The organism is Vibrio sp. 99K-1 (assembly GCF_013114585.1).
In the GTDB taxonomy this organism is placed as follows: Bacteria; Pseudomonadota; Gammaproteobacteria; order Enterobacterales; family Vibrionaceae; genus Vibrio; species Vibrio chagasii_B.
In genome coordinates this window covers 39,865-55,235 of sequence record NZ_VTXF01000025.1, presented here as the reverse complement: position 1 = coordinate 55,235, position 15,371 = coordinate 39,865, and the positions used below count along the sequence as shown (strand labels likewise).

Sequence of the window (15,371 nt, the reverse complement as noted above, 5' to 3'; positions counted from 1 at the left end):
TAGCTAAAAAGAACAAATAAAACGGTTCTACAGGCGCGCTTCGGCCTCCCTCCTAAAGGGCAGTTGCGCGCCACCCTTTCAAACCATCAAAACCACAATATTTGCCGACTTGCGCCCCCTTTTTATTTTCCTTTTTCAGCAAGAAGGTATTGGTCAATACCAAGACACAGAATTTAAGAGCAGGCACGATTATGTTAGATCAAGCAATGAAGCAGCAGCTAAAAGCATACCTAGAAAACCTAAAAACTAATGTTCAGTTAGTGCTGAGCCTAGATGACAGCGATACCGCAAACAAACTCCAAAACCTAGCAAACGACATCGCGTCTTTAACGGACAAAATTGAAGTAACACGCGATGATAGCGCAAGCACGCGCAGCCCTATCATGCAGGTAGTGAACCAAGAAAAAGGCACAGCGATCGGTTTCGCCGGTTTACCAATGGGTCACGAGTTCACGTCTCTTGTACTGGCACTGCTTCACAGTGGCGGTCACCCAATCAAGCTTGAAGCTGACGTAATCGAGCAAATTAAAGAATTAGATCAAGAGCTGAATGTAGAAATTTTCATCTCACTATCGTGCCAGAACTGTCCAGAAGTGGTTCAGGCATTCAACATGATGTCAGCGATTAACCCGTTGATTAAGACCACCATGATTGATGGCGCAGCATTCCAAGAGGAAGTGAAATCTCGCGATATCATGGCAGTACCAAGCGTGTTCATTAATGGTGAACTATTCGGTCAAGGCCGTATGTCACTGGCTGAGATCCTTAATAAAGTAGACTCAGGTGCAGCGGAAAAGAAAGCAGCAAACCTAAATCAACAAGCACCATTTGACGTGTTAGTTGTGGGTGGTGGCCCAGCAGGTTCTTCAGCAGCAATTTATGCAGCACGTAAAGGCATTCGTACAGGTGTGGTTGCTGACCGATTTGGTGGTCAGGTAATGGATACCATGGCAATTGAGAACTTTATCTCAGTGAAAGCGACAACAGGTCCTAAGCTAGTGGCTAGCTTAGAAGAGCACGTAAAAGAGTACGGTGTTGAAGTAATGACTGAGCAGCGCGCTGCAAACATCATTGCTGCAGAAGACACAAAAGACGGCTACATCCACGTTGAATTAGAGAGTGGCGCAACACTACGAGCTCGCTCTGTTATCACAAGTACAGGTGCACGCTGGCGTGAAATGAACGTTCCGGGTGAACAAGAATACCGTAACAAAGGCGTGGCTTACTGCCCACACTGTGACGGCCCACTGTTCAAAGGCAAGAAAACAGCCGTTATCGGCGGTGGTAACTCAGGTATTGAAGCCGCTATTGACCTAGCAGGCATTGTGGAACACGTAACCGTACTTGAATTTGCAGACACGCTACGCGCTGACCAAGTACTTATTGATAAAGCGAACGCAACACCAAACATCGAAATCATCAAAATGGCTCAAACCACACAAGTGTTGGGTGATGGAAACCGCGTAACAGGTCTGGAATACAAAGACCGCAACACTGAAGAGCTTAAACAGATTGAGCTTGCGGGTATCTTCGTTCAAATCGGTCTAATGCCGAACAGCGAATGGTTGAAAGGTTCGAAGGTTGAGCTTTCACCACGCGGTGAGATTGAGATTAACGCTCATGGCGCAACATCGATGAAAGGTGTGTTCGCAGCAGGCGATGTAACAACAGTACCTTACAAGCAGATCATCATTGCGATGGGTGAAGGTGCGAAAGCAAGTCTAGGCGCATTTGACCACCTAATTCGTAACCCAGCTCCAGTTAAAGAGGCTGAAACCACTTAATCTTGTAATCAAATTTTCCTTAAGTGTCCTTGTTAACGTATCAGTTATGATTAACTTATTAGTGATGATTAACTGACTGTTTATCGTTAACGACTTTGTCGATATTTAGACACCACTCCTATGGATTTAGGAGTGGTTTTTTTCGTTGTAATTTTTATGCTGGTTGATAAAGCATAAAGGCAACCACTAGTGCGAGGCTTCCGCCCAAACAACGGTTTACCACCATCATCTGTTTTGGTGATTGAAGCAGCTTTTTAAGCATCGTACCGCAATACGCCCACACCAACATGCACGGTACGCCCGTGATCACCATGCCTGCAATAATGGTCACCACTTGAATCAGATAGTCAGCATTCGGAGTGATGAACTGAGAAAACACAGTTAACGAAGCAATCCAACCTTTAGGGTTTAACACCTGAACCAACACACCCGACACAAAGCCCGAACGATTATCGGTGGTGCTCTCTTCGATTTGCATATTGGCAATCGACCACGCCATGAACAACAAATAAGCCGCGCCCGCGTACTTCAAAATATTGTATAGCTCTGGGTAAAGAGTGAATAGACTCACCAAGCCGACACTGGACCCTGCCAGTACGATGATGATGCCAAAAGCGTTCCCAGAGATAAAAGGTAAAGTTGCAGCAAACCCATAACGACTTGAAATCCCAAGTAATGCGATATTCCCTGCCCCAGGTGTAATTGCAATCGATGTTGAAAATAGCAAGAACGCCAGCATTAATTGAGAGCTCATTCCCTCTCACTCCTAATAAGTAAAATATTGATAGGGAGAGAGTTTACAGATTCGATTAGGAATTAAATTGCTATATAGGCTAATATTAATGCAAATTTGAGCAAGATTTTTCTAAAATCACCATGAAACAGAAAGAATCCACCAAAGAAGTATTAGATGACACAGATATCGCCATCTTAGGACATATCCAACAAGACGGTCGCATGAGCAACAGTAAGCTCGCCGAGAAGGTAAACCTCAGCGAAACCCCATGTTGGCGCCGTTGGAAACGCATGGAAGAAACAGGCTATATCGACGGTTATGCCGCCAAGCTCAATCGCAAGAAATTAGGCTTTCATGTGGCAGGTTTTACCTTGGTCACGCTAGGCAACCACGAAGTTGAAAACACAGAACCATTCGAAGAGTTTGTTGCAGTCACGGATTGGATTCCGATGTGTCACTGTATCGCAGGTGGCGCCGACTACATGGTGCAAGTGTTAGCAAAAGATTTAGAAGAGTACTTTGAGCGTATTAGCTCAATAAGACGAGTAAAAGGCGTGAGCGCGATTCAATCCAACATCTCAGTGAAAGAACTGAAAAACAGCTATCAACTTCCTCTTGAGGATTAGCTCACATCTCCTGACTGTCCTGTTCTTTCAGCAAAACAAAAGCCCAGCTCCCTAGGTTTCTAAAACTTAGGGGCTGAGCTTTGTTTGAAACGAATATCGTTATTTACGCTTTCTATTCACAGGGGTGAGCTAAATGAATCAGCGCTAAGCCTCCGAGAGACGTTTCACGATACTTCTTATTCATGTCTTTACCCGTTTGGTACATGGTCGCGATAACTTTATCAAGTGAGATCAAAGATTTGCTATTACGTTTAAGTGCCATACGAGACGCATTAATCGCCTTCATCGCACCCATAGCATTTCGTTCAATACACGGTACTTGTACTAAGCCACCAATTGGGTCACATGTCATACCGAGTGAATGTTCCATCGCAATCTCTGCAGCAATACAAATCTGCTCATTACTACCACCGCGCAGGGCAGTTAAACCTGCAGCCGCCATAGAAGATGAAACGCCCACCTCTCCTTGGCACCCTACTTCGGCACCCGAAATCGAAGCGTTGGCTTTGTACAAAATACCAATCGCACCCGATACAGCTAAGAAGTCTTTGAGCTGCTTGGTATCCAACTCTTTAATAAAGCGATGGTAATACATCAATACCGCAGGAATCATGCCCGCCGCGCCATTGGTTGGAGATGTAACTACTTGACCACCAGCCGCGTTTTCTTCACTCGCGGCAAAGGCAAACAAGTTAATCCAATCCATGATTTCCATCGGGTCGTTTTCAACGGCTGCATTCGCTTCTAGCTTTTTCAATAGGTTTGGCGCACGGCGAGTGACGTTCAAACCGCCATCTAGAATACCTTCAGTCTCAAAACCACGTTCCATACAACGCGACATCACGCGCCAGATCTGGTCTGCCTTTTCTGCAATCGCATCAGAATCTTGGAAGGCCGACTCATTTTTCAGAATCATTCCACCTAGGCTCATGCCGTTGTCTTCAGCTTGTTTAAGCATTTCATCGGCATTCTTGAAAGGGTAAGCCACCTCGACTGATTGAGTTTTGGTGCCGTTTTGCAGCTCATCTGCAGTTGCGATAAAACCACCACCAATCGAGTAGTAGGTTTCATCGACAATTACCTTTCCAGCTTGATCAAACGCGGTAATCATCATGCCGTTTTCATGCAGGGGCAGATTGTCTTCGTGAAAGAGCATGTCGGTTTGGTAGTTAAAGCCAATCGCGTGGCTGCCACTCAATTGCATTTCACCACTGTCGATAGCGCGTCGCATCGCTTCATTAGCGCTAGTGATCTTAATCGTGTCTGGCTTATTACCAAGCAAACCCAAAATGGTCGCTCTATCGGTATGGTGACCTATTCCGGTTAACGATAACGAACCATAAAGATCGACCTGAACACGAACCACCTCTGTGATTCTGTCTGCGATTAATTGAGTGAAATGGAAACCCGCAATCATTGGGCCGTTAGTGTGTGAGCTCGATGGCCCCACACCAATTTTGTAGATATCAAAGATCGATAACATAGTTATACCAGTAAAGAATCGGTCAATTAAGAAAGAGCGGCATAAAGCCAATCAGGGATAACAATACAAGCAGCGATCGTCACAACAGCAAAGACCAACAAGCCGTAATGACTCGCGGTAGGCTTAGCGAACAAGTGCTTTTGCTTGGCGATAAATTCGTTTTGCTGTTGTGTCACCTCTCCCCAGAAATGGCTCACAACAACACCTAACACTAAGAAAACCACCGTGCCAATCAAGGCAAACCAAGGCCAAGAGATGCCACTGTATTTGGCAATAAATACCACTACGACACTACCGATACTGCCTGCAATCACCCCTTTTTCATTCGCTCGCTTGAAGAACAAACCTAGGATGAAAGAGCCAAGGCGAATACCGACAAAAATCGAAGTTAAGCTAGCAATCGTTTTGAGTACAGATTCATTCGAGACCGCCAGTAATGCAGGCACAACAACCGAAGCCGCAGCGACCAGGCTCATTTTTCTTGCTACCGATTCGTAATGTGTATCGGAAGCTGATTTACGGAAAAAACGCTTATAAAAATCGAACGTTGCCACGGTTGCCATTGAGTTATACGTCGAATCCAGTGTCGACATTGCCGCAGCAGAAAGAGCCGAAATCACAAGCCCAACAATGATTGGGTTAGTGTGGTTAAACACGAAATCGAGAATCACTTCATTACTGTTCTCAAAGCTGGTGTCTTGATAAAAGACACTCAGCAGAACGCCCATCACAGCAAAAAACAGATAGATGAAGAACGCGCCGTAACCACAAAGCAGCATGGATTTTTGCGCTGTCTGAACGTTTTTTGTCGCCAGTGTTCTTTGGATAATCAGTTGGTTAGTGCCATATACGCTCAGGTGCAAAAAGCTCACTGCCACTACACCCGCCCACAATGTGGTGTCGACGCCAAGATCAAAATCTAGGTTGATGATATTCAGATGCTCAGGAGACAACACCTCCCCCGCATCAATCTTCATCAGCAATAAACCAAAGATCGCAATGCTGCCAATAATCAATACTGCCGACTGCAGCATGTCTGTCCATATGACAGTTGAGATGCCCCCCGCATAAGTATACAAGGCGGTAAACAGGCTGATGTAGATGATCGCCTCGGAGATACTCACCGGTAGCACTTGCACCAAGATCAATGCCACCGCATACAAAATCACCCCTGCCGAAATACACTGAACCACAATAAATACGATTGAGTTGATCGTGCGAGCGACAACGCCAAAGCGGTGCTCTAAGTATTCATAAATCGAAGTCAGGCCGAGTTTGTAGAACACTGGAACAAAGAAAACCACAGCGAAAAAGATCACTATTGGGTAATTCAGATGAACGCTCATCGCTTCCATGCCTGAGCTATAAACCCAGCCCGGCATACCCACGAACGTCATCGCACTGATGTAGGTTGCAAGAATCGACACACCCGCCGTAAACCAACCAAATTGTTTCCCACCAGTCGAAAAGTCGCCACCAACGCTATAGCGCTTGTTTACTAAGTAGCTGATAAATAAAGTAGTTAACACATAAAGAGCAATAACCACAAAACTTGAGTACGTAACCATTTTTAGATTCCGTTTATTGTATTCTTCTAATCATTCGCCGCCAATATTACTCAAAATTGGATATTTTCCCTCAAAAACCCACAGTAAGTGTGAGTATTGTCACTAATATAGACGAATAAACGCTCAAAATGCCCAAAAAAGCTCAAACACACGATCTAACGGGATCCAGATCACTAAAATACACAAAATGGGTACGCACTCATTTTAAAATTGACTTTGATCACGGATCTAATAACCACAAAAACTCTATTATCTCTCCCGAAACGAAGACGGTGTGGTGAATATCAATAACCACTGCACAATAATCAAAACTAAAACCACCCTATATAAAATAAAGGTTTATCGGTCATGACTACTAAAAAACACATGAGCGAAGTTCCTATGATTCAAAGGGTAGCTGCTTATCTTGCAATTCTAGTCGGCTACTTTTTCTATTGTTATAACTTTGTAATTATTGACTACGTACGCCCATACATCGTTGATGCGTATGATGGTATTAACTTGGCGGATACCGCTCAGTTCTATACATGGCAGTCGGTTGGCGCACTTATTGGTGCCCTAAGCTGTGCATGGGTGGCATCAAACTTTGGTAAGAAATCGACTCTTATTGTCATCACTGCACTAAACGGTGGCGCAACCATCATCAACATGATGTTTACCGACTACGCGATGTGGGCAGCGATGCGTTTCATCATCGGTATTTCTTTGGGTGGTTACTTCACCGTAGCAGTAAGCCTGATGATCGGCCTATTCACACCAACCGTTCGCGGTAAGTTGACGGCATTCGCTTCTTCTATGTTCTCAGTTGCGCTAATGGCAATGGGTGCGTACGCAGCGTTCATTTCTAGCATCGATGCACCTTGGCAGAGCCTAATGTGGGTGGGTGGTATTCCTCCTCTAGTTGCTGCTGCACTGATGATCTTTATCGTACCTAGCGACAAGAAAGTGATCGCTTACGGTGAAGAAGATCAAGCCGCGGCTGAAGCATCTAATGCACCAGCGAAGAAAGGTTCTTGGGGTGAAATGCTAAGCGCGCCTTACCGCAAGCTAACGATCACTTGTCTATTACTGGCTGGCCTTAACTTCTACGGCTACCAATTCTTCTCTGGCTTCGTGACAACGTACCTAAAAGATGTTCGCCAATTCGACGGTGCGACCATCGGCATCATCTTCTCTATCTCAGCATTCGGTTCTCTATTCGGTGCTTGGGTATGGGGTGCAATCGCCGATAAATACGGCCGTAAAGTGAACGCGTTTGGCTTCATCCTTGCGGGTGTTATGGCTTCAGTATTCTTTGTCGCACCAAGCGACGTGATGATCGGCAGCCTAAACATGCTGGCTATCCTAGGTCTTATCTACAACTTCGGTCTGTCTGCTTCTGCGGTATGGGGTGGTTACTTCTCTGAATTGTTCCCAGCTCACCTACGTAGCTTCGGTGCAGCACTGTTCCACGGCGGTCGTATCATCGGCATGTGGGCACCAATGGTGTTGGTATTCATTCAAGAGCGCAGCGACCTTGCGACAGCAATGTGGGGCTCACCAATCGTATGGATTGTGGCTGGTTTACTGTGGCTATCACTACCAGAAACATTGAAAGGCGGCATCTTCGACAAGAGCAAAAAAGCGGAAACAGCAAAAGCTTAATTCGAAACTCATACGCTGAAATTCAAATACAAAAAATGTAAAGCCGGCTGATAAGTCAGCCGGTAACAAAATCCAAATCGAGTCCTGTTCCGAATGTTGACTCGACAACACAAAGAGAAATTATTATGTCTAAATATCAAGAAGCTAAACGCATCGTTCGCGAATACTTTGATGCAATGGAAAACGCAACTCACGAGAACGTTGCTGAAGTTTTAAAAGCACACACTTCTGAAAACTACTTGTGGCGCGGCGTTTACCCATTCCGTGAGCAAGAAGGCGCACAAGCAGCAGCTGACGTATTCTGGGCGCCAATGATGAAGTCGATGACTCGCATGCAGCGCCGTCAAGACATCTTCATCGGCGGTAACAACGAAGTTAACCCAGATGAAATTTGGGTAATGAGCATGGGTCACTTCATGGGTCTATTCGACGCTGAATACCTAGGCATGCGCCCAACTGGCAAGATCATGAACGTTCGCTATGCAGAATTTAACTGTGTGGTTGATGGCAAAATCACTAAGACAGGCTTGTTCCTAGATCTACTAGGCATGATGGATCAAGCGGGTTGCTACCCGCTTCCACCATCAACTGGTAAGCACTTCGTTTACCCTGGTCCACGTAACCACGATGGTCTGTTGTTTGAAGATGCAGATCCAGAAGAAGGCGTTGCAACACTAGCGCTAGTAAACAAAATGGTTGATGACCTGTCTGCTCTTAACGACAGCGGCGCGATGGGTTGCCCACCAGAAGTGCTAGCGAAGAGCTGGTCAAAAGACATGATTTGGTACGGCCCATGTGGTATCGGTGCGTCTTACACAATTCCTCGCTACCAACAGCAGCACCAGCTTCCTTTCCGTAACAACCTGAAAGACAAGAAGTTCAACGGCCACGTTTGTCGTTTCGCTGAAGGTAACTTCTCTTGTTTCTTCGGTTGGCCAAACCTATCAAACACACCAACAGGTGGCTTCCTAGGTATGACTGGCGGCGAAGTACGCGCAAACATGCAAGTGGTTGACGTTTACTACCGTGACGGTGACAAACTGTCTGAGAACTGGGTTCTTATCGACCTTCCTTACTGGCTACAACAGCAAGGTCTAGACGTTTTCGAACGTACCTCAACCATCATGAACCCAACGCTGTAACTGTGTCCTATTGTCTATCTAGTCCATACCTACACTAGATAAACATGACTGCCGAGGGCTCCTTCTCGCCCTCGGCAACTTGCTCCACCCAAGATAACCAACTTGTGCCTAACGGATGGGCGCACCCTGCCAAACCATTACCTATATAACGGGCTTGAAAGCACGGCGGCTTTCTACGGCCTGAATAAAGAGAATAACAATGAAAAAGTCGATTCTTTCAGCAGTGATCCTGACAGCACTTACTTCGGGTTCTGCTTTTGCTGCACACACTTTTACCAATGACGCGGGCGACAGCCTGACTCTAGATGGCCGTTTTGACGTTCGTTACCAAGACAAAGGTGGCGACCATAACGGTGAATGGAACAGTGGTAGTTCTCGTTTCGGTCTTAAAGGTCAAATGGGGCTAGACAACGACTGGACTGGCTTTGGCCATGCCGAATGGGGTTACAACTCAGGTGCTAACGGCGACAATATTTATGACCGACTTCTATACGCTGGCGTAGAGCACGAAAAATACGGCAAGGTTGCTGCGGGTACTAAGCAATGGTCGACCTTCTACGATGTGGCTTGGTTTACCGATATGGGCCGCGTATTTGGTTCACGTGGCTCTGGCTACTACAACCTATCTGACTGGGGTATTGCTTCTGGTACAGGCCGTGCCGAGAACTCAATCACCTACCGCAACAGCATCAACGACAACTGGAAATACGGCTTCACTTACCAAACCACTCGTGAAGATGTCGGCCTAGCTGATGGTTTAACCGCGACGCTGAAAAACGGTATGGGTGCGTCAACGCTTTACACTGTGATGGATGGCTTAACAATTGGTTTAGCTTACCACCAGAATGAGTTTGATGATGTTGATGCCGGCGTGCAAAACATCAAAGATGGCGATACACAGCGCATCGGTTTGTTGGGTGTGAACTACACCAATGATGGCCTATTTGTTGGTTTCACCTACAGCCAAGGCTCAAACTGGGAAACCACCAGCCAAGCTGAATTCTACGACCACCGTGGTGCTGAATTCTTCACGTACTACCACTTTGAAAACGGTCTGCGTCCAACCTTTAACGTTAACTACTTAACGGATACAGACGACAACGCTAACGGCTACGAACGTCAGCTGATCATTCCTGGTCTTGAGTACCACTTTAAGAAAAACAAATTCTTAGTGTGGACGGAATACCAATTCGACAACGGCAACGACAAATCAGTGGGTAACCGTTACGAAAACAGCGACGACCAATTCGCTGCAGGTATTCGTTACTACTTCTAATAACTGAATAAGGCGTTAGATAAGTAAGACGTATTGAACAACACTGTCCAACTAAAGCTCTACAATCTGCTTATGCATGTACGTAGAGCTTTCTTTTGGGTCATACCCAAGGTAATACCCAACAACCTCAATTAGCCCTTATCTTTCATAACATTCTCATGCATTGCTTTTTTGAATACGTACCTATCTATGATACTCTGTAGGCCGTTAAATTGGCTTAAAAGCATGGTCTATGAACTCACCAAAACACTCCACGGCGTCAAAACCAACCGTTACTTCAAAAGATGTCGCTAAGCTCGCTGGCGTTTCTCAATCTACCGTTTCTCGTGTATTTGTTCCGGGCAGTTCGGTATCTGAAAAGACCAAGCAGAAAGTATTTGAAGCCGCGAAAGCACTCAACTATCGCCCTAATGCCTTTGCTCGAAGCCTAACCACCAACGAGTCTAAATTGATTGGCTTGGTCTTCCCTGATGCTGACTACCCAATTCACATGAAAACCCTGCAGCTTATCTCTACTGAGTTACAAAAACAGGGCTATTCTGCGGTGCTTATCCCGTGGCAAGTCGATGGCAATGACAACCACTCGATTCCTAACATCTTCCAGTATCGAGTTGATGGTGTGATTGCCGCTTCTGCAACCTTCAACAAGTCACTTTATGAAGAGTGTGAAGAGTTCGACATCCCAATTGTTCAATATGCTCGTGTAGTTGAAGGCACTAAGAGCAGCCATGTGGTGAGCGATAACTATGCAGCAGGCCAAGTTGCCGCTCAGCACTTGCATAGCGTTGGAACAAAGTCAGCGGTTTACCTGACAGGTAACGTACCAACCTACACCAACGGTGAGCGTGAATCGGGCTTTTGCTCAGAATTCGAAGATCTAACGGGCAAGCAAGCTCGCGTGATTGAAGCTGACTATGACTACCTTGATGCTCTAGATACCATTCGGACTCTGTTTTCAGAACCCACACATCCTCAAGCGATTTTCTGTGCGACAGATAACCTGGCGATGGCGGTAATGGATGTGGCGCGCTTAGAGTTCAACCTACGTATTCCAGAAGATCTTCAAGTGATCGGTTTTGATGATATCCCGCAGACTCAATGGCTGAACTACCAACTCACTACCTTCAAGCAAGACTTCAGACGCCTTGCTCGTGAATCAGTCAAGATTGTAGTCAATCAAATTCAAGATCAAGACACCAGTCTAGTAAAACTCATGGTTCCGGTTAAGTTTATTGAGAGAAAAACGACGCTCAAATAGAACCAAAACTAAGACACTCTCGAATAAAAAATCCCGCTCATCTAGAGCGGGATTTTTATTTGGATATTTAATTAATTGCCCACACCACCGGTATTGTCTGGCTGAGTTTCTGGCGTTTTAGGAGGCCATTCTTTGAAGGTCGCTAGGTGCTGCTGTACGGCTGCTTGAGCTGGGCCAAATGCCCACATCTTCTGCCCCATCCACTTCAAGTACATACCTGACTCTTCCGCTGCTCGCTCATAAGGATCTCGACGTAAGTTAAACAGTAGCGGTGCATTAAGCTCTTCTTTCGGACCACTCCAACCATGATTCTGAACCACGAAGTGCGCTTTCCAATCTCCAACTCGAACGGCTTGTAGCTTGTCTCGTTCGTAGTAGTAAATCTCTTTACGATTCGACTCACCTTTTTCCGTCAACATATCGACCTGGTTATAACCATCGAGGTGTGCTTTAAAGCCATCGTGACCTTTTAGCATTTTCTCTTTCAGATCGGCAGGGCCCCCCGCAGCTGCAACAAGTGTCGGTAGCCAGTCCATACCATCAAAGATGCCGTTACCCACACTACCCGCTGGAATCTTACCTGGCCAACTAACTAGAGCTGGAGCACGAACGCCACCTTCCCACGTAGTGCCTTTCTCACCGTGGTATGGTGTCATACCACCATCAGGCCAAGTCATGATTTCAGGGCCATTATCAGCCGTGAAAATTATGATGGTGTTGTCAGCAATGCCGAGCTCCTCCATTTTCGCCATCATCTCGCCGACATGATCATCGAGATCTTTCATCACCACTTCTTGAAGTCCCCACCCATTCTGACCAAGCATGGCTTCGTATTCAGGTGAAAGGTGTGTCCAAACGTGACCACGTGATGGACAGTACCAAGTGAAGAATGGCTTATCCGCTTCAACCGCCCTTTCGATGAAGTTGATCGCGTGTTTATTTACTTCATCATCTAGTGTGCGCATACGCTCGATAGTTAGCGCGCCATCATCTTCAATGGTTTGTCCGCCTTTGCCATCGGATTTCGCGTAAATCACATTGCGAGGCGCAAAAGCATCCAACGAACCGTCTTTTGGCCAATCTGGATCTTCGGTGTATTCCATCGCATTCAGGTGATACAACCAGCCCCAATACTCATCGAAACCGTGCATTGTTGGCAAGAACTCATCACGGTCACCTAAGTGGTTTTTACCAAACTGACCTGTCACGTAACCCATGGTTTTGAGGATTTCTGGTAGTGTTGGCGTATCCGCATGCAGCCCAACAGGCCCACCCGGTAAGCCCACCGTGTGCATACCCGTTCGCACTGGTAACTGCCCCGTTAAGAATGCAGAGCGCCCAGCCGTACACGATGGCTGCGCATAATAATCTGTCAATAGCATTCCCTTCTCGGCAATGCTGTCGATGTTCGGTGTTTCACTACTCATCACTCCGTTGTGGTAAGCACTGAGGTTTGAAATACCAATGTCATCAGTAAAAATTACAAAAATGTTAGGCTGCTCTTGAGCTGACCATGCTGATAGCGAAACGCTACTCAACACACTCAGCATAAGAAGATGGAAAATCCTTTTCATAGAATGTCCTTATACTGTTTCAGATTGCTCGTTATGAATCATTTTTAAACCGACTAAGCCAAAGCCCAGTTCCAAGATCAGATAGACGAAAAGTAGCCAATGCGGCATGCCATCCACCACCAAACTGATGACTCGTCCGGCAGCCAAACCCAACATGAATACCACCAAACTATAGAGCGCTGGCAGTCGATACTTTTTGAACAGTGCGCCAAACACCCAAAACAACGCCAGAGCCAAATAAAGCCCCATCACTGCACGAAAGATATGAGTCACATTAATGGGGCTAGCATCGATCCCAAAAAGGTAATCAAGAGAGACAACTGGCGCATAGCCATAAGACAGCGCAATAGGTGTTAGTCCCACAACAGCAACTAACAAGAAAATACTTTGTGGCTTCATACCCTTACTCTCAAAATTTGGCTCTTTAAAAAAAACATAGTCTACAATCAGGGATATACAAGTTGCATATAAGCAAAGTAAATCAAAGATCCACTCATTCACTAAGGCGCAGTTTCACATCGAATATAGGGATATCAATATGGCTAAATGGCGTTACCTACTCGCATCAGCATTGGCTGCCAGTTCAACCGTAAATGCTCAGGAAGCAAACGAACAAGCGGATACAAAAAAGTGGCAACATAGCTTCGAAATTTACGCGCTCGCACTCAATATCCGCGGAGACAGTACCATTGGTGATTTGTCTGCTGATGTCGATGTGGATCCTGCATTCATCATGGATCATCTGGATATGACCGCAATGGTGCGTTTAGAGGGTATCTATGACAATCAGTGGGGCTATTACATTGACTACAGCTTCATGAAGTTAAGCGGAAAAACGAACTCAGTTTTAGGTAGCAACCTAGAGGTATTGAAAGGCAATCTTGATATCCGACAAGGTGTTTTAGATGTGAAGGGGTTTAAGCGCTACCAATACGATTTTGGCTCGATTGATTATCTGTTTGGGCTTCGTTGGTGGGATAACGACATTGATGCCAAGCTTTACGGTTCAGGTGGTAAGCTAAGTACAGACCGATCACTCGATGAAGATTGGGTTGACTACCAAATAGGTGTGAGATGGATAACGCAGATCAATAAGGATTGGAAGTTTCACGCAACTATTGATGCAGGGCTTGGCAGTGACACCAACTTTACTTCATCTCTGCTAACTGGCGTGCGATACCAAATAAACAGTTGGTCTGACTTAAATGTTGCCTACAAATCGACCTGGGTTGATTACGAAAACAAGGGCACCTTTGAATACGATACCGCATCGCAAGGGTTCCTGATTGGTTGGGCTGCTCACTTTTAATCCAATTATCGTAACGTGTTAGAACCTAGGCCAACCCAATATTGCTCATTTGGATTTAATTTCTATTAAAACGTAAGCCTCAAATGATTCGTACCTCTGGTGGTGCTCTCTATTGCCAGAGGTTTTTCTTCGTGAAACATGCACCGCCCTCCATCCAGGAAAGCCCATAAAATCATAGAGTAACGCCTGCATATCGTTCATTTAATCTATCTAAAAAGTTGTAATTTTAGATCATGGAAATGCAGGTTTATATCTTGAGATATTTAATCTTTATTTAATTCTCGCCCCATTCGAACAGTGTTTTTTATTTTGAAAATATCGCTAGAATCCTCTCCCGAAATTTACAAACCAGAGTGGAAACAATGAAAAAGTTAATCTTAGCGGCTCTTACGACTGCCCTCAGTTACCGGCATCGCATTAACTTCAGCTTTTGCATCAAATGAAATGTATGCTCTAGGCGGTTTCGGGATGGATGATGGCGATGTCGGTGGCCAGTTCACATTTGGTAGCCAAGTCATGCAAAGCAACTGGTATGTTGAATCAACGCTGTTTGTTATCAGCGTCGATGACAAATCTAGTTACTTTGATTACAGCCACAACGAGACAAAACACCGAAAAGAAGAGTTCGATACCTTAATGCTCTCGTTGACGCCAGTATACAAACACAGTTTCAGTGAAAATTTTGCTATTTTGGGTAAGTTCGGCGCTTTCTATTCACACTCAGATACAAAGGTGGTGATCAACTCTAGCAACGAGACTAAAGTTGATAAAGGTTCGCATGGTGATCTTGGCTTAACTTACGGTATCGGCGCTGAATACAAGTCAGCAAAGCCGATCTTTGGCAACTCTAAGCTACTGACTCGCGTAGGGTTTGATTGGTATGAGTTCGGTGGTTCAAGTAGCTGGTACACCAAGGATTCAGCATTGGGTATTCAAACTGGCTTTACCTTCTAATCTAGTCACCGATAACA

12 protein-coding genes and 1 pseudogene are annotated in these 15,371 nt (G+C 45.5%); 8 read left to right on the top strand and 5 right to left on the bottom strand.

Features of this window, described 5'->3' with window-relative positions:
• Positions 1–191: 191 nt before the first annotated feature.
• Complete coding sequence (gene ahpF / locus F0228_RS18830; RefSeq protein ID WP_171762645.1) at positions 192–1,784, top strand: alkyl hydroperoxide reductase subunit F; 1,593 nt, start codon at positions 192–194, stop codon at positions 1,782–1,784.
• A 154-nt stretch (positions 1,785–1,938) separates the two neighbouring features.
• Here ahpF and F0228_RS18825 read toward each other — a convergent pair whose 3' ends face one another.
• Positions 1,939–2,538 carry a LysE family translocator gene (locus F0228_RS18825; RefSeq protein ID WP_017629766.1) on the bottom strand — a complete coding sequence of 200 codons (600 nt, stop codon included), beginning with the start codon at positions 2,536–2,538 and terminating at the stop codon, positions 1,939–1,941.
• Between the two features lie 122 nt (positions 2,539–2,660).
• On the opposite strand from F0228_RS18825, the gene F0228_RS18820 reads away from it, so the two are divergent.
• The gene (locus F0228_RS18820) at positions 2,661–3,146 is read left to right on the top strand and encodes an Lrp/AsnC family transcriptional regulator (RefSeq protein ID WP_019825927.1); all 486 of its coding nucleotides are present in this window, start codon (positions 2,661–2,663) and stop codon (positions 3,144–3,146) included.
• Between the two features lie 112 nt (positions 3,147–3,258).
• Here the strand turns inward: F0228_RS18820 and F0228_RS18815 are convergent, their stop codons facing one another.
• Positions 3,259–4,629 (bottom strand): L-serine ammonia-lyase, encoded by a 1,371-nt coding sequence (locus F0228_RS18815; RefSeq protein ID WP_171762644.1) that lies wholly within the window; start codon positions 4,627–4,629, stop codon positions 3,259–3,261.
• Positions 4,630–4,655: 26 nt separating this feature from the next.
• Positions 4,656–6,197 carry a sodium/solute symporter gene (locus tag F0228_RS18810; protein WP_171762643.1) on the bottom strand — a complete coding sequence of 514 codons (1,542 nt, stop codon included), beginning with the start codon at positions 6,195–6,197 and terminating at the stop codon, positions 4,656–4,658.
• A gap of 348 nt (positions 6,198–6,545) precedes the next feature.
• Between F0228_RS18810 and F0228_RS18805 the strand changes: the two genes are divergently transcribed.
• The 4 genes from F0228_RS18805 to F0228_RS18790 all read left to right on the top strand — a co-directional run bounded on the left by F0228_RS18805 (position 6,546) and on the right by F0228_RS18790 (position 11,517).
• On the top strand, positions 6,546–7,841 hold the full coding sequence (locus tag F0228_RS18805) for an MFS transporter (protein ID WP_171762642.1): 1,296 nt from the start codon (positions 6,546–6,548) through the stop codon (positions 7,839–7,841).
• A gap of 125 nt (positions 7,842–7,966) precedes the next feature.
• Positions 7,967–8,983, top strand: coding sequence for a nuclear transport factor 2 family protein (locus F0228_RS18800; RefSeq protein WP_171762641.1), 1,017 nt, complete (start codon positions 7,967–7,969; stop codon positions 8,981–8,983).
• Between the two features lie 199 nt (positions 8,984–9,182).
• A complete protein-coding gene (locus tag F0228_RS18795) occupies positions 9,183–10,259 on the top strand; it encodes a porin (RefSeq protein ID WP_171762640.1) in 1,077 nt (358 codons plus the stop codon).
• Between the two features lie 232 nt (positions 10,260–10,491).
• Positions 10,492–11,517 carry a LacI family DNA-binding transcriptional regulator gene (locus tag F0228_RS18790; protein ID WP_171762639.1) on the top strand — a complete coding sequence of 342 codons (1,026 nt, stop codon included), beginning with the start codon at positions 10,492–10,494 and terminating at the stop codon, positions 11,515–11,517.
• Between the two features lie 71 nt (positions 11,518–11,588).
• On the opposite strand, the gene F0228_RS18785 is transcribed toward F0228_RS18790, so the two are convergent.
• Positions 11,589–13,091 carry an arylsulfatase gene (locus F0228_RS18785; protein WP_116870242.1) on the bottom strand — a complete coding sequence of 501 codons (1,503 nt, stop codon included), beginning with the start codon at positions 13,089–13,091 and terminating at the stop codon, positions 11,589–11,591.
• Between the two features lie 9 nt (positions 13,092–13,100).
• A complete protein-coding gene (locus F0228_RS18780; protein ID WP_017631181.1) occupies positions 13,101–13,490 on the bottom strand; it encodes a DUF4345 domain-containing protein in 390 nt (129 codons plus the stop codon).
• 139 nt (positions 13,491–13,629) lie between these two features.
• Here F0228_RS18780 and F0228_RS18775 point away from each other — a divergent pair, with 139 nt between their 5' ends.
• Complete coding sequence (locus F0228_RS18775; RefSeq protein ID WP_171762638.1) at positions 13,630–14,400, top strand: DUF481 domain-containing protein; 771 nt, start codon at positions 13,630–13,632, stop codon at positions 14,398–14,400.
• A gap of 362 nt (positions 14,401–14,762) precedes the next feature.
• A pseudogene (locus F0228_RS18770) lies at positions 14,763–15,354 on the top strand (hypothetical protein).
• Positions 15,355–15,371: the final 17 nt, after the last annotated feature.